This window comes from Citrobacter sp. Cpo030, from assembly GCF_030333005.1.
GTDB classification, from domain to species: domain Bacteria; phylum Pseudomonadota; class Gammaproteobacteria; order Enterobacterales; family Enterobacteriaceae; genus Citrobacter; species Citrobacter portucalensis.
On record NZ_JAOWGT010000041.1, the window covers coordinates 99,768 to 120,452 of the forward strand.

20 protein-coding genes and 1 pseudogene are annotated in these 20,685 nt (G+C 50.5%); 8 read left to right on the forward strand and 13 right to left on the reverse strand.

What is annotated here, in order from left to right; all coding sequences use genetic code 11:
* Positions 1–23: 23 nt before the first annotated feature.
* Both citR and dsbG read right to left on the reverse strand, forming a co-directional pair.
* A complete protein-coding gene (gene citR / locus OGY37_RS02370; protein ID WP_148362274.1) occupies positions 24–926 on the reverse strand; it encodes a DNA-binding transcriptional repressor CitR in 903 nt (300 codons plus the stop codon).
* Between the two features lie 204 nt (positions 927–1,130).
* The gene (dsbG, locus tag OGY37_RS02375) at positions 1,131–1,877 is read right to left on the reverse strand and encodes a thiol:disulfide interchange protein DsbG (protein WP_126318861.1); all 747 of its coding nucleotides are present in this window, start codon (positions 1,875–1,877) and stop codon (positions 1,131–1,133) included.
* 374 nt (positions 1,878–2,251) lie between these two features.
* On the opposite strand from dsbG, the gene ahpC reads away from it, so the two are divergent.
* Positions 2,252–2,815 (forward strand): alkyl hydroperoxide reductase subunit C, encoded by a 564-nt coding sequence (gene ahpC / locus OGY37_RS02380; RefSeq protein WP_002894394.1) that lies wholly within the window; start codon positions 2,252–2,254, stop codon positions 2,813–2,815.
* A gap of 154 nt (positions 2,816–2,969) precedes the next feature.
* Positions 2,970–4,535, forward strand: a complete 1,566-nt coding sequence (ahpF, locus tag OGY37_RS02385) for an alkyl hydroperoxide reductase subunit F (protein WP_149281878.1) — start codon at positions 2,970–2,972, stop codon at positions 4,533–4,535.
* Positions 4,536–4,617: 82 nt separating this feature from the next.
* On the opposite strand, the gene uspG is transcribed toward ahpF, so the two are convergent.
* On the reverse strand, positions 4,618–5,046 hold the full coding sequence (gene uspG, locus OGY37_RS02390) for a universal stress protein UspG (RefSeq protein WP_003022101.1): 429 nt from the start codon (positions 5,044–5,046) through the stop codon (positions 4,618–4,620).
* A gap of 183 nt (positions 5,047–5,229) precedes the next feature.
* On the reverse strand, positions 5,230–5,640 hold the full coding sequence (rnk, locus tag OGY37_RS02395) for a nucleoside diphosphate kinase regulator (RefSeq protein ID WP_003831264.1): 411 nt from the start codon (positions 5,638–5,640) through the stop codon (positions 5,230–5,232).
* Positions 5,641–5,915: 275 nt separating this feature from the next.
* On the opposite strand from rnk, the gene OGY37_RS02400 reads away from it, so the two are divergent.
* Together OGY37_RS02400 and OGY37_RS02405 are read left to right on the forward strand one after the other, a co-directional pair.
* Complete coding sequence (locus tag OGY37_RS02400) at positions 5,916–6,746, forward strand: alpha/beta fold hydrolase (protein ID WP_286553654.1); 831 nt, start codon at positions 5,916–5,918, stop codon at positions 6,744–6,746.
* Positions 6,747–6,842: 96 nt separating this feature from the next.
* Positions 6,843–7,466 (forward strand): flavin reductase family protein, encoded by a 624-nt coding sequence (locus tag OGY37_RS02405; RefSeq protein ID WP_063940716.1) that lies wholly within the window; start codon positions 6,843–6,845, stop codon positions 7,464–7,466.
* Positions 7,467–7,507: 41 nt separating this feature from the next.
* On the opposite strand, the gene rna is transcribed toward OGY37_RS02405, so the two are convergent.
* From rna to citC, 8 genes are all read right to left on the reverse strand, one after another.
* Complete coding sequence (gene rna / locus OGY37_RS02410; RefSeq protein ID WP_286619982.1) at positions 7,508–8,314, reverse strand: ribonuclease I; 807 nt, start codon at positions 8,312–8,314, stop codon at positions 7,508–7,510.
* A gap of 110 nt (positions 8,315–8,424) precedes the next feature.
* The gene (citT, locus tag OGY37_RS02415) at positions 8,425–9,888 is read right to left on the reverse strand and encodes a citrate/succinate antiporter CitT (protein ID WP_003831271.1); all 1,464 of its coding nucleotides are present in this window, start codon (positions 9,886–9,888) and stop codon (positions 8,425–8,427) included.
* 25 nt (positions 9,889–9,913) lie between these two features.
* A complete protein-coding gene (gene citG, locus OGY37_RS02420) occupies positions 9,914–10,819 on the reverse strand; it encodes a triphosphoribosyl-dephospho-CoA synthase CitG (protein WP_003831272.1) in 906 nt (301 codons plus the stop codon).
* Positions 10,788–11,342 (reverse strand): citrate lyase holo-[acyl-carrier protein] synthase, encoded by a 555-nt coding sequence (citX, locus tag OGY37_RS02425; RefSeq protein WP_126318858.1) that lies wholly within the window; start codon positions 11,340–11,342, stop codon positions 10,788–10,790. The genes citG and citX overlap by 32 nt, the downstream gene beginning before the upstream one ends.
* 3 nt (positions 11,343–11,345) lie before the next feature.
* Entirely contained in the window at positions 11,346–12,878 is a 1,533-nt protein-coding gene (gene citF / locus OGY37_RS02430) for a citrate lyase subunit alpha (RefSeq protein ID WP_286619984.1), read from the reverse strand.
* Between the two features lie 9 nt (positions 12,879–12,887).
* Complete coding sequence (locus tag OGY37_RS02435) at positions 12,888–13,796, reverse strand: aldolase/citrate lyase family protein (protein ID WP_003831275.1); 909 nt, start codon at positions 13,794–13,796, stop codon at positions 12,888–12,890.
* Complete coding sequence (gene citD / locus OGY37_RS02440; RefSeq protein ID WP_003831276.1) at positions 13,793–14,089, reverse strand: citrate lyase acyl carrier protein; 297 nt, start codon at positions 14,087–14,089, stop codon at positions 13,793–13,795. Before citD ends, OGY37_RS02435 begins: the two co-directional genes overlap by 4 nt.
* Positions 14,086–15,162 (reverse strand): [citrate (pro-3S)-lyase] ligase, encoded by a 1,077-nt coding sequence (gene citC / locus OGY37_RS02445; RefSeq protein WP_003831277.1) that lies wholly within the window; start codon positions 15,160–15,162, stop codon positions 14,086–14,088. Before citC ends, citD begins: the two co-directional genes overlap by 4 nt.
* Before the next feature lie 391 nt (positions 15,163–15,553).
* On the opposite strand from citC, the gene dpiB reads away from it, so the two are divergent.
* Both dpiB and dpiA read left to right on the forward strand, forming a co-directional pair.
* On the forward strand, positions 15,554–17,215 hold the full coding sequence (gene dpiB / locus OGY37_RS02450) for a sensor histidine kinase DpiB (RefSeq protein WP_126318852.1): 1,662 nt from the start codon (positions 15,554–15,556) through the stop codon (positions 17,213–17,215).
* Positions 17,184–17,864, forward strand: coding sequence for a two-component response regulator DpiA (gene dpiA, locus OGY37_RS02455; protein WP_003831279.1), 681 nt, complete (start codon positions 17,184–17,186; stop codon positions 17,862–17,864). The genes dpiB and dpiA overlap by 32 nt, the downstream gene beginning before the upstream one ends.
* A gap of 116 nt (positions 17,865–17,980) precedes the next feature.
* Here the strand turns inward: dpiA and dcuC are convergent, their stop codons facing one another.
* Complete coding sequence (gene dcuC, locus OGY37_RS02460; RefSeq protein ID WP_275397069.1) at positions 17,981–19,366, reverse strand: anaerobic C4-dicarboxylate transporter DcuC; 1,386 nt, start codon at positions 19,364–19,366, stop codon at positions 17,981–17,983.
* 461 nt (positions 19,367–19,827) lie between these two features.
* On the opposite strand from dcuC, the pseudogene pagP reads away from it, so the two are divergent.
* Positions 19,828–19,917 (forward strand): annotated as a pseudogene (pagP, locus tag OGY37_RS23375) (lipid IV(A) palmitoyltransferase PagP); the annotation flags it as partial.
* A gap of 55 nt (positions 19,918–19,972) precedes the next feature.
* A protein-coding gene (locus OGY37_RS02465; RefSeq protein ID WP_286619986.1) for an IS1 family transposase occupies positions 19,973–20,670 on the forward strand; the annotation gives its coding sequence in 2 pieces (ribosomal slippage) (positions 19,973–20,222 and positions 20,222–20,670; 699 coding nt in all).
* Positions 20,671–20,685: the final 15 nt, after the last annotated feature.

Consider the following 20,685-nt stretch of genomic DNA (forward strand, 5'->3'; position numbering starts at 1 on the left):
ATGTGAATTTAAATGCGTTATCATTAACTATCTAAAGACAGTTTGTTTATGTAATCTGCAAAGGCTTTATTATTCAGTGATGCGCGGTTATACATGATGAATAATTTGATTTTTGGCAATTCAAAATCGGTTTTAATTTCTTTAAATTTCAATGCTGGTTGATAGAGTTCATAAATTTGTTTGGGGATTACACCAATAATATCCGTAGTGGCGATAACGTTAGCAATTGAGAGTAAGGAGTCGCTACTAAACCCCACTTTATGGAATGCCATCGATTCACTGGCACGGGAACGATAATCTTTAATACCCTGATCTTCAGAGGAAAAATATGTAAATTGCTCTTGCTGAATTTGTTTGAGCGTACTCGCTTCATTTATTCTGGGGTGGTTGCCGCTGCATACTAAAACACACTCAATGGTCTTGAACTGAGTGCATACAATAGACCGATTGTGGATCGGTGTTATTGAAATAACCAGATCGGCTTTACGATAGGCAAGGATATTTTCAGCCGATTCTGCTGACATCAATATATCATGATGCTCAATTTCAATATCTGAGTTTTCTCTGAGGTTATTAATTAAAGATGTCACATTCAGATTGGTTGTAATTTGCGGACTGTAGATTACAAATTTATTTTTCAGGCTGGAACCGTGCATGATATTGATGGTTTGTTCCAGATTATTAAGATTCTTTTCAAGGTGAAGATGAAGATTTACCCCTGTGACCGTGGGCGTAATGCCTTTGCCGGAGCGAATAAACAAGGGGTCGTTAAACTGTGTCCGCAGTCGCTGTAATGACTGGCTGACGGCTGAAGGGGTGATATACAGTGTGGCCGCAGCTTTACTGATGCTCAAATGTTGATAAATACATTCAAAAATTACCAACAGGTTAAGATCGAATTTTTTGAGGTCATAGAGGTTAGCCATGCATACCTTCCCGTGATGGTAATATGTTGAATAATTCAATTATTGAATAATTTAAATTCTAATCATTCTTAAAATTTATGCTTGTGTACTTAATGAATAATTAACTTAAACTAAAATAACACAGATTGCGTGATGGTTACGATAAAAATACATTTAAAAGAGTGATTGAAATGAGAACCATAACAATCACTCATTCTGTTACCTTTATTTATTTCCCATAATAATATTTAATTTATCTTTATCGGGTAATCCCACTTCCTGTTGTAACGTATCGTCTTTACTCATGTAGTAGATAGCAGGCGTCACGTTAGCACCTAAATCATCCATGAGTTTTTGGTTGATATTCAGTACCTTCATCTGTTCAGGATGGACCGAAGTTGGGATTTCCAGCTTCATTTTCCCGCCGGAGGCTTCATAGTCATGCCAGGTTTTAGCCGGATCTTTAGTTGCGAGGATCGCTGCAGCAGTTGCTGGACTTTCGGGTTTGATCACGCCAACCAGCAGTGTACGTAGCTGAACTTTCCCGGAATCTACCCACGGACGCGCCTGCTGCCAGAACTGTTTGCAATAGGGGCAGAAAGGATCGGCAAACACGTAGACAATGACCGGGGCCTCTTTTTTTCCGTCAAGAATCCAGGACGCTTTTTCCATTCGCTGCCACATCTCACGTCCGGCAGGGGCATAGATCTCTTTTTCTATGAGCGCATTACTGAGGTTTTCGCCTTTTTCATTATACATGTAGCCGGAGATGGCATGTTTACCGTCAGGTGTGACATAGATAGTGACCCCCATGTCCTGGTATTTTCCCAGATAGCCTTTCATTCCTCCCGGCGCGTCGAAGGGCTTCAGGATGGTAATTCCCTGTTTCTCAATGGCTTTAACTGGGGCAGGGAGCTCCTCTGCGTGCACGATAGCGGGGAGAAGAGTTAAGAGTAAGGTGCGTTTAAACATTGATTTTCCTTATAAAATCAGCAGGAAAGGGGGCTTGATTGCAAAACCTATCACAGCCATAGGTAAGATCGACGGTCTGTCGATTGCCCTTTCTTTAGTTGGGTGATGTAATCCCCATCGCTGTTACGACCTTTGTTAAGGTAATGTAGAGCGCAACACATAGCCAGCCCTGCTGGCACTGACGTTACCTGCGGGTAGCTCGGGTAATGAGGCTCCCTGCAAAGGGGGCCTTTTTTACTTTTATCTTTAGGTTCACAACATGAGTTTGAGTGGGTTGTTAGTTAACGCTTATTGATTTGATAAAGGAAACGCATTAGCCCTGCGAAGAGATTTTCGTTAACTTATCTCTCAACGAAAACACGGAGGAAGTACAGATGTCTTTGATTAATACCAAAATTAAACCTTTCAAAAACCAGGCGTTCAAAAACGGTGAGTTCATCGAAGTAACCGAGAAAGATACCGAAGGTCGCTGGAGCGTCTTCTTCTTCTACCCGGCTGACTTTACTTTCGTATGCCCGACCGAGCTGGGTGACGTTGCAGACCATTACGAAGAACTGCAGAAACTGGGCGTAGATGTGTATTCCGTTTCTACCGACACCCACTTCACCCACAAAGCATGGCACAGCAGCTCTGAAACCATCGCAAAAATCAAATACGCGATGATCGGCGACCCGACTGGCGCCCTGACCCGTAACTTCGACAACATGCGTGAAGATGAAGGTCTGGCTGACCGCGCAACCTTCGTTGTTGACCCGCAGGGTATCATCCAGGCAATCGAAGTTACTGCTGAAGGTATCGGCCGTGATGCGTCTGACCTGCTGCGTAAAATCAAAGCCGCACAGTACGTCGCTTCCCACCCAGGTGAAGTTTGCCCGGCGAAATGGAAAGAAGGTGAAGCAACCTTAGCGCCATCTCTGGACCTGGTTGGTAAAATCTAAGTCGCGTAGTTTGTAGGCCGGATAAACGTAGTGCATCCGGCATTCCACAGGCGCAAATTTGCGCCTGTTTCATTCCAGCACCATGACGCAAGTTGCATTAATGCAGTCCCGCAAAATCGGCTTGCATGATGATGTTTTCAGAGAGGGAAGAAGAATGCTCGACACAAATATGAAAACCCAGCTCAGGGCTTACCTTGAGAAACTGACCAAACCTGTTGAGCTGATTGCGACGCTGGATGACAGCGCTAAATCGGCAGAAATTAAGGAACTGCTGACTGAAATTGCTGAACTGTCAGAAAAAGTCACCTTCAAAGAAGACAATACTCTGGCGGTGCGTAAGCCATCGTTCCTGATTACCAATCCCGGTTCTCACCAGGGGCCGCGCTTTGCCGGTTCTCCGCTGGGCCATGAGTTTACCTCTCTGGTGCTGGCGCTGCTGTGGACCGGCGGTCATCCGTCGAAAGAGGCGCAGGCGTTGCTGGAGCAAATCCGCGATCTCGACGGTGATTTTGAGTTCGAAACCTATTATTCGCTCTCCTGCCATAACTGTCCGGACGTGGTACAGGCGCTGAACCTGATGTCGGTATTGAATCCACGCATCAAGCACACGGCGATTGATGGCGGTACTTTCCAGAATGAAATCACCGATCGCAACGTGATGGGCGTTCCTGCGGTCTTTATGAACGGTAAAGAATTCGGTCAGGGCCGCATGACGCTGACTGAGATCGTGGCGAAAGTGGATACCGGCGCAGAGAAACGTGCGGCTGAAGAGCTGAATAAGCGCGATGCTTATGACGTGTTGATTGTCGGCTCTGGTCCTGCAGGTGCGGCGGCAGCGGTGTACTCTGCACGTAAAGGTATCCGTACTGGTCTGATGGGTGAACGCTTTGGCGGTCAGGTTCTTGATACCGTTGATATTGAAAACTACATTTCGGTACCGAAAACCGAAGGTCAGAAACTGGCGGGCGCGCTGAAAGCGCATGTTGATGACTATGATGTTGATGTTATCGATAGCCAGAGTGCCAGCAAGCTGGTTCCGGCGGCGCAGGAAGGCGGTTTGCATCAGATTGAAACGGCATCCGGCGCGGTGTTGAAAGCGCGCAGCATTATCATCGCGACCGGCGCGAAATGGCGCAACATGAACGTTCCGGGCGAAGATCAGTATCGCACCAAAGGCGTAACCTACTGCCCGCACTGTGATGGTCCGCTGTTTAAAGGCAAGCGTGTTGCGGTGATTGGCGGCGGTAACTCCGGCGTTGAAGCGGCTATCGACCTGGCAGGTATTGTTGAACATGTGACGCTGCTGGAATTTGCTCCTGAAATGAAGGCCGACCAGGTGCTGCAAAATAAGCTTCGCAGTCTGAAAAACGTCGACATCATTCTGAATGCGCAAACGACAGAAGTGAAAGGCGATGGCAGCAAAGTTACTGGCCTGGAGTATCGTGACCGTGTGAGCGGCGATGTTCACAATGTGGAACTGGCAGGTATCTTTGTTCAGATTGGTCTGCTGCCGAACACCAACTGGCTGGAAGGTGCCGTTGAACGTAACCGTATGGGTGAAATCATCATCGATGCCAAGTGCGAAACCAGCGTGAAAGGCGTTTTCGCTGCCGGCGACTGCACAACCGTACCGTATAAGCAGATTATCATCGCGACAGGTGAAGGCGCGAAGGCTTCGTTAAGTTCGTTTGATTATCTGATTCGCACGACAGTAGCATAAAAAAAGTAAGACTCACCTGCACTATAAAAACCCCTGTCAGGCGTTAACCTGGCAGGGGTTTTCTTTATCAAATCAGTGGCTGTTAACGAACAACCAGCACTGGCAAAGTCGCGTGACGGACAACGCTGGAAGCGTTTGAGCCGAGCAGATGGGTGCTGATTGATGGGTTACGCGACCCAATGACAACGACATCCGCATTCAACTCTTCACCCAACTCGTTGACCACGTCACGTACGCTGCCAAAGCGGACATGTTGTTTAATACGGGAAGGATCGATGCTGAAGTGACCGACCATCGTTTGCAGACGGGTTTCCGCTTCGTGTTGCAGATGTTCTTCAAAACGACGGACATCGGCTGCAAAGCGGTGCAGGCTTAAGCTCGCTGAGCCTGGCAGCACATGCAGCAGATGGATAACCCCTTTATCCTGGGCCAGAAATTCTGCATGGCGAATAGCCTTGTCGCTCAGTTCCATTTCGAATACATCAACAGGCATTATGATTGTGTTGTACATAAACATTCTCCTTGTCATTACATGAACACATAACAGCATAGTATTAAAAACGATTCTGTCAGTCACGACACAGATTTATGTTTTGCGAACAGGAAAGAAAGCGAGGAGCAGGGAGATCTAACCGGAAAGAGGATGCGGATGCATCCCCTGTAAGATAAAGCGAGTGGCTTTGATAAGACAGAGTTAGCGCAGGTAGTCGCCTGCAGCTTCAGGCTGGTACTCAAGCTCGATAACTTCGAGGTGCGTTGAGGTCCCGCCTGGCAGTTCCCAGTGAATGGTATCACCAACGCGCAGCCCCAGAAGTGCAGCGCCGACAGGTGCCATTACCGAAAGCTGTGTGTTGCTGTCAGTCATAGTGGCCGGATACACCAGGGTACGCACACGGACTTCGCCATCACTCAGATTGCGGAATTTCACGCGGCTGTTCATGGTCACGACGTCGTGCGGCATGGTTTCTGGAGAACACATTTGGGCACGATCCAGCTCGGCGTTAAGGGCGTCGGCAATCGGTAAACCAGCAAACGCAGGTTGCTCCAACAGGCGGTCAATGCGTTCTGCATCGAGGTCGTTAATGATGATAGTCGGTCTGGACATTTATTACTCCATGTCGTCGATACTGCGGGTGCGCAGGTAAATAATCCCAAAAGAAAACCCTCACCGTCAGGCGGCAAGGGTTTAGCTTTTATGATGATACTGAGACTTACCCCATGTTTGAAGTGATTTAGTTCACATTCAGGTAAATCATCAATATTGTCGCATATGGTGTGATTTTAGCCGAAAAACGTGATCGTTCTCCAATTTGCATTATGCTTTTTAAGCGCTCGCTGCGGGCGCGTCAAACAACTCAGTGTTCCGCGACAGGAGATCTCATGAGCCAGTACGACAAACTTACCTTGAAAGACGGCAGCTATTTGCATTTTAAAGACTGGGGAAGTGGACAACCTATTGTGTTCAGTCACGGTTGGCCGCTGACGGCAGACGCGTTTGAAGATCAGATGCTGTTCCTTGGATCGAAAGGATTTCGTGTGATCGCCCATGACAGGCGTGGACATGGGCGTTCGGCCCAACCCTGGGATGGTCATCATATGGATCAGTATGCTGATGACCTGGCTGAACTTACCGCGCATCTCAATCTTAAAGATGCCGTACATGTTGGACACTCTACCGGCGGTGGGGAAGTGGCTCGTTATATTGGCCGGCATGGGACGCAGCGGGTGGCAAAAGCGGTGTTAATTGGCGCAGTGACGCCCATCATGATCAAGACTGACTTTAACCCAAATGGCGTGCCGAAAGAGGTATTCGATGGCATCCGTGAGGGGGTTGTGAACGATCGCGCCGCCTTTTTCTATGAGCTGACCGCTGCATTCTATGGCTACAATCGTCCTGGCGCAAAAGAGTCGAAAGCCGTTCGCGAAAGCTTTGTTGAACAAGGTTTACAAGGTTCCATCAAAGCATTGTACGACTGTATACACGCGTTTTCGGAAACAGATATGCGTGAAGACCTCAAAAAGATGACCATCCCGACGCTGGTGATCCACGGTGATGACGATCAGATTGTCCCGTTTGAAACCTGCGGAAAGGTCGCGGCGGAAATACTGCCGGACTCGCAATTGAAGGTATATGTCGGCGGCTCGCATGGCATTTGCACCACCCATAAGCAACAGATCAACGGTGACCTGCTCAACTTTATTCAGTCGTAATCGTTGGCAGATTGTTCTACGCTGATCTTCTTTTTCCAGGGGGATGAGCGAAGCATAATTTGTGCTGCGCTGACGTTAACTTCAACAGGGAACGCTATGTATTTCTATCAACCGTCACAGGGACACGGCTTACCGCATGATCCGCTAAATGCCATCATTGGACCGCGCCCGATTGGCTGGATTGCGTCGCGTGACAGCAACGGTCGGCACAATCTGGCACCATACAGTTTCTTTAACTGTTTCAACTATCACCCGCCGATTATCGGTTTCGCCAGCAGCGGCTGGAAAGACAGCGTGCAGAATATTATCGAAACCGGTGAATTTGTCTGGAACCTGACGACTCTTGAGCTGGCCACTGCGATGAACGAAACGTCAGCCAGCTTGCCGCACGGTGAGGACGAGTTTTTTGCCGCCGGGCTTAGCAAGGCAGATAGCCGGATAGTCAACGTGCCGCGCGTGGCGCAAAGCCCGGTCAATTTTGAGTGTCGTTTATCGCAAACTCTGCAACTAACTACTGCTGATGGCTCACCGGTTGATACCTGGCTGGTGTTGGGGGAAGTGGTAGGCATTCACATAGATGAAACGCTCCTGGAAGACGGCATCTATCAGACGGCGAAAGCGAAGCCGGTGCTGCGTGCAGGTGGGCCAACGGCGTATTATTCGATCAGTGAAACACACCGTTTTGATTTAGTTCGCCCGGACGCCCGTGCAAAACGCTAAGTTTACGGACCGACGCCAGCTCGCAGCGTCGGTCGCAAGTTTCAGTATCCGACTTTGTCGATAATAAACTGTTTACCGCAGTTACCCGGATGCGGTTGCGGTAAGAATGACTGGGCAGATAACGTCTGGTTGATGTTGTCGGCTTTCAGGGATAACTGGATCTCAGTGAGATACGCTGGATTACCGTGGCAGCTTAGCTTCACAGCTTTGACGTTCTCTTTGCCCCAGCTTTTGGCAACGGCGGCGTCAAATGCGTTACGGCTGACGGTTTTGCCGTAGTTTTCCGCCAGGAATTTGCCCACCTCGCTGTTCTTAACCTCATTATTCAGCCGTACCATAGTGCCGAAGTATGTGTCGGGATCAAAACCGAAACACGCGCCATGTTTGGCATATTCGTAACGTTCCAGACAGGATCTCCCTCCAGCACCGGGCATTACAGCGCTGAGTTTTGCCGCGCTTTCCAGCGACAGTCCGGTTTCGGGGGCCGCGCATTTACGGCTTGCGCGGGCTTCAGGCAGGTTGGGAATGGGGCGAGTCGCGCAGCCAAAACGCATCCAACGGCGATTGTCTACTCCACGGGCGGCAATGGATTTAGGCAGGCTGGGCCATAAACCGTGAACGGTCAGGAAATCCGCTTTGTCTGCGCTCTCTTTTTGCAAACGACATTCGTCAGGCTCCTGACGATTACGCTCGTGTTGGCTTTGGCAAAATCCGGTTTGCCAGGAGAGGGCCAGCACGTAGCTGTCAAAATCAGCGTACTGTTTTGCCTGAAGTTGATCGGCCTGAGCCGCAGAAACTGGCAGCAGGAGTGCAGCCAGTAATGAAGAATAACGCCATGTCGATGTCATGATGATTTCGGATACTTATATAAATTCTGAATATCATCTATTTAATCATAAAAAATGCCAGTCAGGTTTAGCTGACTGGCATCATTTTCATCAGGCGTGAACCGGGATGATTAGCTCCACATTGCCAGAATCGGCCAGCCGACCAGCAGAAGCATAGCGATGTAGATAACGCCGAAGATAGCACCCAGGCGCCAGTAGTCTTTGGACTTCACATAACCACAGCCGTAGATGATAACACCAGGGCCTGTTGCATATGGAGTCAGGCAGCCCATGATACCGATGGACAGTACCAGCAGGATACACAGATGTTCCATCGGAACGCCCGGGATACCTTTACCGACAGCCAGAATAACCGGCAGCATGGTGGCGGTGTGAGCAGAAAGGCTGGCAAACAGGTAGTGCGCAAAGTAGAACACCAGTACCAGAACGATCACGGTCGCGTTAGGCGAGAAGCCTTCCAGGTGCGTGCTCATAGTGTTGGCGAACCAGTCGATGAAGCCTGAACGGGTTAAACCATTCGCCATAACGACCAGCGTGGCGAGGTTAACCAGAGTGTTCCATGCGCTGTTATAACGGGTAATGTCTTTCCACGGTACAACGTGCAGCGCCAGCATCAGGGAAACAGCCAGCAGGCCCACTGCGGTTGCATCAATCAGTTTACCACCGAAGACCCACAGACCCAGACTGAGCAATACCAGACCGATCAGCGTTATCTCTTTACGGGTCAGTTTACCCATGCCTTTCAGTTCATCACCGGCCCAAGCGGCAACTTCAGCACTGTGAGTAACTTCTGGTTTGTACAGAACGTATGACAGCCACGGAGCAACGATCAGCAAAATAATACCGACCGGCAGGAAGCTAAGGAACCACTGCAACCAGCTGATTTGAATACCGGCAATTTTGTTGACGAATTCCAGACCCAGTACGTTAGGTGCAGCGCCGGTCACGAACATTGAGGAGCTCAGGCTGGTACTGATGACCATCATCCACATCAAATATCCACCGATACGGCGCGCGGAAGGATCGTTCGGGAATGATTTAAACAACGGCGGCAGGTTTTTGATTACCGGGAATACGGTGCCACCGGTACGCGCGGTGTTAGATGGAGTAAACGGTGCCAGCAGAATGTCGATGATAACAATCGCATAGCCAAGCGTCAGGGTACGTTTACCCATGAATTTCACCAGGAACAGCGCGATACGACGGCCCAGACCGGTGACTTCATAACCCAGTGCGAAGATAAACGCACCAAACACCAACCACACGGTGGTGCTGGAGAAGCCAGCCAGACCCCATTTCAGCGCTTGCTTGCCCGCTTTAAACGCCGGGTCGGCCAGTTCTGAAGCATCAAACAGCAGATAGTTGCTGCCGATAACGCAGATCGTTACGGCGATAAAGCTGATCGCTGTTGCCGGGATTGGCTCAAGGATCATACCGACAATCATTGCCACGAATACGGCAAAGTAGTGCCAGGCCTGTGGAGGCATTCCATCAGGGACGGGGATAAGAAACATGACACCCATGACGACCAATGGGGCCAGTAACTTCCATATTTTATCTTTTGCTAAAGACATGTGTGTGATTCTCCGGAAAGGATCTTTAATTGTGATAATGATGAACTTGTGAAATCTGAGCTAAAAACCAGGTGACGATCAGCAGATCGGCGCAGCCTCCGGGACTGAGGTTGCGTTCAATGCACTGTTGGTCGAACTGGTGTAGATATTCGAGATCGGCAGGGGTACGAATCCCCCCTTGCTGCATCAGGGCGGTGGCCTGCTGCTGTAGCCAACGCAGACCTTCTGCACCGCCACGTGAAGCCACGTTGGTGTCGCCGTTGATAGACATCAGCAGCAATAATGTGTCGAGTAACGCCAGTTCAGGGTCGCGGCCCTGAGTCAGCAGTGCGCGGTAGTGCGGCAGGGCATGCTGGATGACTAGCGGATATCCCGCTTCGGCTTCGCCTCGTGCGCCGGTTAATCCCAGTTGCTGATAAAGACGTTGGCCAGCCGTGAGTTGTTGATTGTTCTGGCGCAGTTCGCGCTCGGTCAGGCCACGGCAAAATGTTGCTGCCGTAGAGCAAATGGTTTCAGCGGTAACAGTGAGTTGGAGCTGGTGCAGGCGGCCAATGGCGGCGCACAGCAGTCCCAGTGAAAAGATGCTCCCTTTATGGGTGTTCACCCCGGCGGTGGCGCGGAACATATCGGCTTCGCAGGCCATGCCCAGCGGGCGCAGTCCTTTCAATACATCCTCAGGCGACAGCTGTGCGCTAAACGCCCCATATTCAATAAAACGTGGCAGCCATGACTGAATCGCTTCAGCGCTGCGATGAAAATCTTCCAGCGCCATATCTTTATGCGCGCCGTTGTTAATACGATCTACCAGACCGGGTTTGGGCGACAGGTTGACCTCAGTCAACATGGCGCGCCACGCAAGCGTTGCGTAAGCATCAGGCAGATCCAGAGGGAGGACTGCGTTATTGGTTGATGTTGCGGGAATCGGCATCATGCAGCAGTGCCTCCATCTGAGTGAGTAAGTCGGAAAGCGCGTGGGTTTTACCCCGCGCACAGTCGGCAGCACTTTGCTCGCACAGCAGACAGCGGCGGGCAGGGAGTGCGAAATGACGCCGGGACAGAATTTCCCCTTCAGGAGTCAGGACATCGATGTCCCATAGCCGTCCCAGCGGGTGTGAATGCTCAAGTTCAATTGTGGCGAGCTTGAGGTCGTGGGCCGGAGCCTCAATAGACAAAAGACCTTCTGGACCGCTGGCAGAAACCAGCGCTGTTTGCTCCCTGACAATCCAGGTGGATTGTTCCGCCAACGCGAGCAAGGCGGTTACGCCGTGATTAAAGATATGACGGGTTAATTCGCTGTCTTTAATCGGTCCCGGTGCGACGACGGTAAACGAGACCAGCGGCGCAGAGTGGCGTGTCAGCCACTCCTGTTGCCTTGCCTGTCTCTCATCGCGGCTGGCGAGCAGCTCGGGAATGGAAACCGCGTGTCGGGTGGCGTATTCAGGGAGCAGGTGCATGGTTTATTCCTTCACCTGATGCACAACGTCAATCACTGAACCATCGCGGTAACGCACAACGGCAATCACGCGGTCAGTGAATTCGATAGCGCGTGGCTGACCGGTGAGCTGCTGTGCACGTTCGCGCAGCCATTCAATGGACACCACTTTCATACCGGCTTCTTTCAGACGTTCTGCCAGTTCCGGACGTGCAGGGTTGACGGCGATACCGTGGTCAGTGACCAGAATGTCAACGCTGGAGCCTGGGGTTACACAGGTCAGCACGTTATCAACCAGGGTCGGGATGCGTCCGCGAACCAGCGGCGCGACGATGATAGACAACGCAGCGGCAACCGCGGTATCGCAGTGACCGCCGGATGCGCCGCGCAGTACGCCGTCAGAACCGGTTAGTACGTTCACGTTGAAGCTGGTATCAACTTCCAGCGCGCTGAGCACCACGACGTCCAGACGATCGACGGATGCGCCTTTTGAGCTCCAGTTGGCATACTGGTTGGCACTGATTTCGATATGGTTTGGATTGCGGGCCAGCGATTCCGCGGCGTTACGGTCAAAGCTCTGAACGTCCAGCAGTTTGCGAATCAGGCCTTTTTCGTGCAGGTCAACGATGGTAGCGGTAATGCCGCCCAGCGCGAAGTCGGCACGGATATCGCGGCTGCGCATTTTGTCTTCCAGGAAACGCGTAACGGCCAGAGAGGCGCCGCCGGTTCCTGTCTGCAGTGAGAAGCCTTCGTTGAAGTAGCCGGAATTAGCAATGACCTCAGCCGCGCTACGGGCGATTAACAGTTCACGTGGGTTGGTGGTCATGCGGGTCGCATCGGCACCAATTTTGTCAGCATCGCCAACCTGATCGATCTGCACGATCAGATCTACCTGATCCTGCGTAATGCTGGCCGGGTTATGCGGATAGGTCAGCAGCTGTTCAGTCAGCAGGACAACCTGTTTCGCGTTTTCGGCGTCTACGCGGGCATAGCCCAGTGAGCCGCAGCACGCTTTACCGGTATAACCGTTGGCGTTGCCAAACTGGTCGCAGGACGGCACGCCGAGGAACGCCACATCAATGCTGAGTTCGCCACTTTGCACCAGGTGCACGCGGCCACCGTGGGAGTGAATTTGTACCGGTTCGGCCAACAGGCCACGTGAGATTTCTTCCGCCAGCGGGCCACGTAGACCGGAGGTATAAATGCGGCTAACCACGCCCTGACGGATGTGCTCAACCAGTGGAGCATGGCAGTCGCTCAGAGAGCTGGAGGCCAGCGTCAGATTTTTAAAGCCCATACTGGCGATGGCGTCCATCACCAGGTTGATCGTCAGATCGCCACCGCGAAAAGCGTGATGGAAAGAGATGGTCATACCATCCTGTAAACCAGAACGACGAATGGCGTCTTCCAGGTTAGCGCACAGCTTTTTGTCGCGCGGTTTTTGCGCCTGCAATTCTGTTTTTGCGGTGCTCTGATAAGCGGAAAGCTCACTTTCTGCATGACGGCTCCAGGTCGCCACGCGATCCTGGCGTTGAGACTGTTCGATTTTCTGCGTCATTTTTTTGCCTTATTCTTCGCGAATGCCGGAAAGTTCTGCACGGGAGATAACCAGAAGGGCGCGCTCGATAACCGGGCTGTCGACCATTTTGCCGTTCAGGGAAACTACGCCACGACCTTCGCGAGCAGCGGCTTCAGCGGCTTCCACAACCAGACGGGCGTGAGCCAGCTCTTTGCGCGTTGGGGCGTACAGGTTATGCAGGAGTTCGATCTGGCGCGGGTTGATGAGCGATTTGCCGTCAAAACCCAGTTGCTTGATGTGTGCGGCTTCGTGCAGGAAACCCGCTTCGTTGTTGGCATCGGAATACACGGTGTCGAACGCCTGAATACCGGCAGAACGTGCAGCCTGCAAAATAGAGCAGCGGGCAAACAGCAGTTCAGTACCTTCCGGTGAGCGCTCAGTGCGCAGGTTACGTACATAGTCTTCCGCACCCAGGGCAATACCGATCAGACGTTCGGAAGCATGGGCAATTTCTACCGCGCGGGTAATGCCTAACGGCGATTCGATGGCAGCCAACAGACCGGTGCTGCCTGGCTCACGGCCACAGGCATTTTCGATACGTAGAATTTCGCTTTCGATGTCGATGACATCCTGCGCGGTATCGGTCTTCGGTAAACGTACGATGTCAGCACCGCCGCGTACCACAGCTTCAAGGTCGTTGATTCCCCATTCGGAGTCGAGGGCGTTTACACGCACGATGGTTTCAACGTCGTGATACAGCGGATGCTGCAGCGCGTGGTACACCATGCGGCGAGCGGTATCTTTTTCACGCAACGCGACGGAGTCTTCCAGGTCGAACATCAGCGCATCTGCCGGGTAGATGAACGAGTTGCTGACCATGGCGGCATTGGCGCCCGGTACGAACAACATGCTGCGGCGAGTACGGGTTTTACGTTGTTGCAAAGATTCGGAAATCACTGGCAATCCTCCCATGGCAGTGCCGGAATACCGCCAGCGCGGGCCAGTAGTGCTTCCAGTCGCGCACGTAAAATGCAGTCCAGTGCGCCTTTATCATCAACATTCAATTGCACGCCGCGTACGTTGTAGCGGGACAGAACGTCCAGAATGGTGGCCCGTATGGCATCACCGAACTGCTTTTCGACGCTACTGTTAACCTGCAGGTCAATATCCTGCGAATCGAGTGGGGCGATGCGAATCATCACATCACCGGACTCGAGTGTGCCTGCGACGGCTGCCTGGTTTATTTTCATTTTTCACCTGTTGCTAATGCGGGGGTATTTTGGCGGACTGCCGCACCCGATGAGGCTCGTTCAACCATGCTTTGCAGATACTGCAGCGTGGCGTCAGGGACCAGGGATGCGATAGCCGTGAGATCTTTTTTAACCAGCAGCTTGCGCACCCAGGAGGCGGAAATCGGCATCTCCTGGAAACACAGCCGCTCAATTTCCACCAGTTCAATCGGCGGGGCGGGAAGCGTTGGGGTCTCCAGCCAGTAACGCATATCGTTGTTATACTGGGAGGTGACAGTGCAATACGGCTCAGTACCGACGAAGCGGTGCGTGACGCCGAGAGCCGGAGCCAGATACTGGCGGAAGATTTTCAGGTCTATTTCGGTGTAGCAGTGGTTAATAACGCTCTGCTCTTTGATGAAGTAACACGGGAACGTGGCGCGGGAAATGATGTACTCCGAACCGCGATGCACGGTTAAACGTGGAATGTCTTTTGTTCCTTTAAGCACCAGATCCAGGCGGTCTTCATACGGAAAACGTGAGGTATCTTCTTTCACCAAAAACAGATGCAGCCAGTCACATTGCGCGGCTGCCTGTTGGATCAGAAAACGGTGTCCGTTGGTGAAGGGGTTGGCGTTCATGACGATACAGCCAATTTTTTTCCCATCATGACGCTGTTTTGCCAGTGATTCGGCGTAGCGTTTCAGACGTGTGGTGCTGTTTTCCATCAATACCATAATGCCGGGAACGCTGGTGAGCGTAGAAAAACCGCACTGTTTAAACAGCGATTCGTACTCGGTTTTGGTATAGATGAAGAGGTGCGTACAATGGCGTTCATAGGCAAGGTTGATTAACTCGGTCGCCAGCGTTAGCGCTAAACCCTCGCCGCGGACAGATTCACAGATTGCGACACACTTAATAATATTCCCAGCGATACCACCGCAGGCAATCAGACGGTCGTCACGGGTGACGGTGATAAATACTTCGACGGTCGTATCTACGCTCAAATCATTCTCTTTCAGAAATTGCGCGATAGCCGCCATCTTTTTATTTTCTGAGCGTTTAACTTGCGTGAATATATTATTACCGAACATAGTGAATAGAGCCCCGATGCTATATTTGTTACTGGGTTTCTGTTTTTGTTGCTCTGTTTAGCAACCTGATAACGTTTTGTTTGCAATTGAAGGGAATGGTTTTTTATTACGGAGTATTTCTTTTTTTCCCTGCTGCATACATCGTAAGGGGTATTTTGGAGGTAATTTTTGATTTATTTCACAATAAGTTAGAAGGTTTTAATGTGTTTTATGGTTTTAAGTTTTTTAATTAATTTAACCCTAAAATAAGGTGTGGTTTTAATTTGTTTAATTGATTTAAGGTGGGGAATCTGCAACGATCATGTTTTATACCATAACGTGTAAATAGAACATTTTAATTACAACTACAATGAGAAATTAGTTTTAGTTAACGTCGGTGAGGAAAAATGTGATGACAGAACAGAAAAATAAAACACGGTTTCCTTTTTTCCGCAGTCTGGCGTTTCCTTTACGTATCTTTCTGCTTATTCTGGTCGTTTCTGTTTTTATCATTGCCGCCCTGGCACAATACTTTACCGCCAGCTTTGAAGATTATCTGGCAACGCATGTCCGCGATATGGCAATGAATCAGGCCAAAATCATCGCCTCTAACGACAGTATCATCACGGCGGTTAAGCATCGTGATTACAAGCGGCTGGCGACGATTGCCGACAAACTGCAGAGCGGAACTGACTTCGACTATGTGGTTATCGGGGATACCAACTCCATTCGTCTATATCATCCGAACCCGGAAAAGATTGGCTATCCGATGCAGTTCACCAAACCCGGCGCGCTGGAAAAAGGGGAGAGCTACTTTATTACCGGTAAAGGGTCCATCGGGATGGCAATGCGCGCTAAAACGCCCATCTTTGATGACGATGGCAAAATCATTGGCGTAGTCTCAATTGGTTATCTGATCAGCAAAATCGATAGCTGGCGATCGGACTTCTTACTTCCGATGGCCGGCGTGTTTATCCTGCTGTTGCTGGTACTTATGCTGCTCTCCTGGTTTTTCGCTGCCCATATTCGTCGGCAGATGTTGGGTATGGAACCGAAACAAATTGCGCGGGTGGTACGTCAGCAGGAAGCGTTGTTTAGCTCGGTATATGAAGGATTGATTGCCGTGGATCCTGATGGATATATCACCGCAATAAATCGCAGTGCGAGGAAAATGCTGGGGCTGTCTTCACCTGGGAGAAAGTGGCTTGGAAAACCGGTGAGTGAGGTGGTTCAGCCAGCGGACTTTTTCACCCAACAGATTGCGGAAAAACGACAGGATGCGATGGTCAACTTTAATGGACTGAGCGTTATCGCCAACCGTGAGGCGATTCGCTCCGGTGACGAACTGCTTGGGGCAATCATCAGTTTTCGTAGTAAAGATGAAATTGCTACTCTTAATGCGCAGTTAACGCAGATCAAACAGTATGTAGAAAGCCTGAGAACGCTGCGTCATGAGCACCTGAACTGGATGTCGACCATCAATGGTCTGCTGCAAATGAAAGAGTATGACAAGGTTCTGGCCATGGTGCAGGGAGAATCCCAGGCGCAACAGCAACTGATTGACAGCCTGCGCGGCGCGTTTGCCGATCGTCAGGTAGCCGGTCTGTTGTTTGGCAAGGTGCAGCGCGCGCGGGAACTGGGTCTCACCATGACTATTGTTCCGGGCAGCCAACTGCATCAACTCCCCGAGGGGCTGGATAGCACAGAGTTTGCAGCAATTGTTGGCAATCTGCTTGATAATGCATTTGAAGCGAGCTTGCGCACCCAGCAAGGCAACAAGGTCGTAGAGCTTTATTTGAGCGATGAAGGGGATGACGTGATCATCGAAGTTGCCGATCAGGGATGCGGTGTGCCGGAAGCATTGCGTGAAAAAATATTTGAACAGGGTGTGAGCACCCGTACCGATGAACCAGGTGAACATGGCATCGGTTTGTATCTTATTGCAAGTTATGTGAGGCGCTGTGACGGGGTGATTACGCTCGAAGATAACTCCCCCTGCGGCACCTTATTTTCTTTATTTCTTCCGAAAGTGAAAAAAAACAATGACGGAACCATTAACGCTATTGATCGTTGAGGATGAAACGCTACTGGCGGAAATGCATGCTGAATATATCCGCCATATACCCGGCTTCAGCCAGATTTGGCTGGCGGGTAATCTTGCGCAGGCGAGGATGATGATTGAGCGTTTTAAGCCCGGTTTGATTCTGCTCGATAACTACTTGCCGGACGGCAAGGGAATTACCTTATTGCATGAGCTAACCCAGGCGCGTTATCCGGGCGGTGTGGTGTTTACCACGGCGGCCAGCGACATGGAAACAGTCTCCGAAGCTGTGCGCAGCGGCGCGTTTGATTACCTGGTCAAACCCATTGCCTACGAGCGGCTGGGGCAGACCCTGACGCGTTATCAACAGCGTCGACGCATGTTGGCCGGTAATGATAGCGCCAGTCAAAAGCAGATAGATGAGATGTTTAATGCCTACGCGCGGGGCGAGCCGAAAGGGGATTTACCGACCGGGATTGATGCGTTAACGCTGAATGCAGTGTTGAAATTATTCGCCGATCCGACGGTACACCATACAGCAGAAACGATCGCCCAGGCGCTCACCATCAGCCGAACGACTTCCAGACGCTACCTGGAGTACTGTGCCAGCCGTCATTTGATTATTGCGGAGATTATTCACGGTAAGGTGGGTAGGCCGCAGCGTATCTATCACGGCGGCTAAATGCTAATTTCTGACGTAGGCCGGATAAGATGCTTTAGCATCGACATCCGGCAACGTTGCAGTCGAAATGCCGGATGCGGCGTGAATGCCTTATCCGGCCTACATTTCACTGAGTATCAGCCGCCAACGACGGCTGAAGAAGAGCCTGGTACCATCACTTCAGTTGCGATAATCACAACCAACAGCCCAACCAGAACCGGAACCGAAGTACGTTTCACCACTTCGAACGGAGAAATCTTCGCCATACCTGCAACAGCAACCACCACGCCGGAGACCGGGGAGATTGTGCGTCCAAGGTTTGACGCCTGCAGCATCGGGATAACAAGGTAAGCTGGGTTAATGCCGGAGGAATGCGCCAGCTTAGGGATCATCTCAACGAAGGCATAGAACGGAGCGTTACCGGAACCCGTAGTCATTGCCGCCAGCATAGTCAGGATCACCAGCACCATCATCAGAATAATGCTCGCCGAACCAAACGAGGTGGCGATAGAAATCAGGCTCTGAATAAAGCCGATTGTGCTCAGACCCTGGGCAAAAACACCCGCAGCGACTAACAACATCACCACGTTAGCAAAGGCATCCGCCATGCCACGGTAAGCGACTTCCAGACCAGAGAAAACCTTTTGGGTGTTGAACCCACGTACGAACTCCAGAATAGCTGCGATGAGCATGCACAGAACCAGAATCGTAATGATATGCAGCTGCGGGCCCCATTTACCATCAAAAATCAGGACGCCAACAATCGGGGTAAACGGCAGAATGGCGTAAAATGACGGGGCAGTCGTGGTGATTTCAGCTACATCTAACATTTCATGAGAAATGTTCTCTTTTTTATCCAGAAAACGCTGCCAGAAAAAGTGGGCAATCGCCATAGCAATGATGGCGGCAATGGAAATTGGCAGCGTGGTTTTAAAGGCGAAATCGATCAGCGGCATTTCCGCCGCTTTTGCCGCCAGCACCACATCACCGGATGTTGGTGAAAGAATAATTGCAGCAGGGGAGGCACAAATGGCCGCTGCAGCGCCACGGCTGATCCCTACGTTAACCATGACCGGGAACAGTGTTGCCATCAGCAATACGCCCAGACCGGTTGCTGACGAAACCGCCAGTGACATCAGGCAGGCGACAAAATAGGCGGCAATCATTAACAGGTAAGGAGAGTTGATATATTGCAGAGGTCTGGAGGCCAGCTTAACGACCATATCGTTTGCGCCAATATGGGTCATATAGGCGGCAAAACCACACAGCATCATGATCATCATGCCGAGATCGCCACCACGGCTCATCAGCAAAATTTTAATATATTCAACAATGTCTGTTGCCGTATAGCCCGTCGATGCCGCGCTGGATGGCAAAACTTTATGCCCCATCAGCGCACTGATAATCAGCAAAACCAGACCGCCAACAAACAGTACGCCTGTCGCGGAATAACCTTTAATGATGTAGCGCGCTACACCGACAATAACCACAACCCCAATAAGGAGTTCAATAAATGTCAACATCGTTTCCCCTGTCGCATTGCTGCCCAGAAAGTAAAAAAACTAAAAAAAGTAAAAAGTGGTGACAGAATGTGCCTAATAAACCGATAACTCTTGCTGATTAAAATCAATAAAAATACGGATTCAAGCGATGGCTAAGCCGATTTTTCAGCATCGTGGTTAAAAAAGAATCTCACAATAAAAAACTGTGAAGTGCAGCGCCGCTGTGTGTGTTTTGTGGTGATATTGATTCTTAATTGTTAATTTATTGTAGTGTTATTTAACTTTTCCCGCAGGAAAGAACAATTTAATGGCAATAAAGAGAAAATAGTTCCTATCAGATGACTCAATAGATTCATGGATATTTATCTTAAAAATTATAGGCTGAGGATTATTCTGATTTTTTAGCTGCGCATTTTCGTTAAGCTAACATTAAGGTTGGGTTTGCTACAATTAATAATAAATCCCAGGATGGTAATTAAGTTGTGATTGTCGCTAAACGATATTTTCTCATTTTTTCATTTCTTTTTATTCAGTTAGCTTTCATTCCCCAGGGCGCTGCTGAAGATAAAGGTGGCAATGCTGCCAACTTGCTGATTTAGTGTATAATGGTGTTTTTGAGGTGCTCCCGTGGCTTCAGTCTCCGTCTGCTGTCCCTCCTGTTCCGCTACTGAAGGCGTGATGCGTAATGGCAAAAGTACTGCCGGGCATCAACGTTATCTCTGCTCTCACTGCCGTAAAACATGGCAGCTCACCTTCACTTATGCCGCTTCTCAGCCCGGTACACACCAGAAAATCATTGATATGGCTATGAACGGCGTCGGTTGCCGTGCCACCGCACGACTAATGGGCGTGGGCCTCAACACCATTTTGCGCCATTTAAAAAACTCAGGCCGCAGTCAGTAACCTCCCGGATACAGCCGGGCAGTGATGTCATTGTCTGTGCGGAGATGGACGAGCAATGGGGCTACGTCGGTGCAAAATTACGTCAGCGCTGGCTGTTTTACGCGTATGACAGGATACGCAGGGCGGTGGTAGCCCACGTTTTCGGTGAACGCACTATGGCCACACTGGAGCGTCTTCTGAGCCTGCTGTCAGTTTTTGACGTGGTGATATGGATGACGGACGGCTGGCCGATGTATGAGTCACGTCTGAAGGGAAAACTGCACGTCATCAGTAAGCGTTACACGCAGCGAATTGAGCGACACAACCTGAATCTGAGACAGCATCTGGCAAGGCTGGGCAGGAAGTCCCTGTCGTTCTCCAAATCGGTGGAGCTGCATGACAAAGTCATCGGGCACTATCTGAACATAAAACACTATCAGTAAATTGGAGTCATTACC

Bases quoted from the DNA above. Each gene is read 5' to 3' on its own strand.
- rna (WP_286619982.1), bottom strand. From the start codon at position 8,314: ATGACATCGACATGGCGTTATTCTTCATTACTGGCTGCACTCCTGCTG.
- citD (WP_003831276.1), bottom strand. From the start codon at position 14,089: ATGAAAATAAACCAGGCAGCCGTCGCAGGCACACTCGAGTCCGGTGAT.
- OGY37_RS02405 (WP_063940716.1), top strand. From the start codon at position 6,843: ATGTATTTCTATCAACCGTCACAGGGACACGGCTTACCGCATGATCCG.
- dpiA (WP_003831279.1), top strand. From the start codon at position 17,184: ATGACGGAACCATTAACGCTATTGATCGTTGAGGATGAAACGCTACTG.
- rnk (WP_003831264.1), bottom strand. From the start codon at position 5,640: ATGTCCAGACCGACTATCATCATTAACGACCTCGATGCAGAACGCATT.
- citC (WP_003831277.1), bottom strand. From the start codon at position 15,162: ATGTTCGGTAATAATATATTCACGCAAGTTAAACGCTCAGAAAATAAA.
- citF (WP_286619984.1), bottom strand. From the start codon at position 12,878: ATGACGCAGAAAATCGAACAGTCTCAACGCCAGGATCGCGTGGCGACC.
- citT (WP_003831271.1), bottom strand. From the start codon at position 9,888: ATGTCTTTAGCAAAAGATAAAATATGGAAGTTACTGGCCCCATTGGTC.
- uspG (WP_003022101.1), bottom strand. From the start codon at position 5,046: ATGTACAACACAATCATAATGCCTGTTGATGTATTCGAAATGGAACTG.
- dsbG (WP_126318861.1), bottom strand. From the start codon at position 1,877: ATGTTTAAACGCACCTTACTCTTAACTCTTCTCCCCGCTATCGTGCAC.
- dcuC (WP_275397069.1), bottom strand. From the start codon at position 19,366: ATGTTGACATTTATTGAACTCCTTATTGGGGTTGTGGTTATTGTCGGT.
- citR (WP_148362274.1), bottom strand. From the start codon at position 926: ATGGCTAACCTCTATGACCTCAAAAAATTCGATCTTAACCTGTTGGTA.
- ahpF (WP_149281878.1), top strand. From the start codon at position 2,970: ATGCTCGACACAAATATGAAAACCCAGCTCAGGGCTTACCTTGAGAAA.
- citG (WP_003831272.1), bottom strand. From the start codon at position 10,819: ATGATGCCGATTCCCGCAACATCAACCAATAACGCAGTCCTCCCTCTG.
- OGY37_RS02400 (WP_286553654.1), top strand. From the start codon at position 5,916: ATGAGCCAGTACGACAAACTTACCTTGAAAGACGGCAGCTATTTGCAT.
- citX (WP_126318858.1), bottom strand. From the start codon at position 11,342: ATGCACCTGCTCCCTGAATACGCCACCCGACACGCGGTTTCCATTCCC.
- ahpC (WP_002894394.1), top strand. From the start codon at position 2,252: ATGTCTTTGATTAATACCAAAATTAAACCTTTCAAAAACCAGGCGTTC.
- dpiB (WP_126318852.1), top strand. From the start codon at position 15,554: ATGACAGAACAGAAAAATAAAACACGGTTTCCTTTTTTCCGCAGTCTG.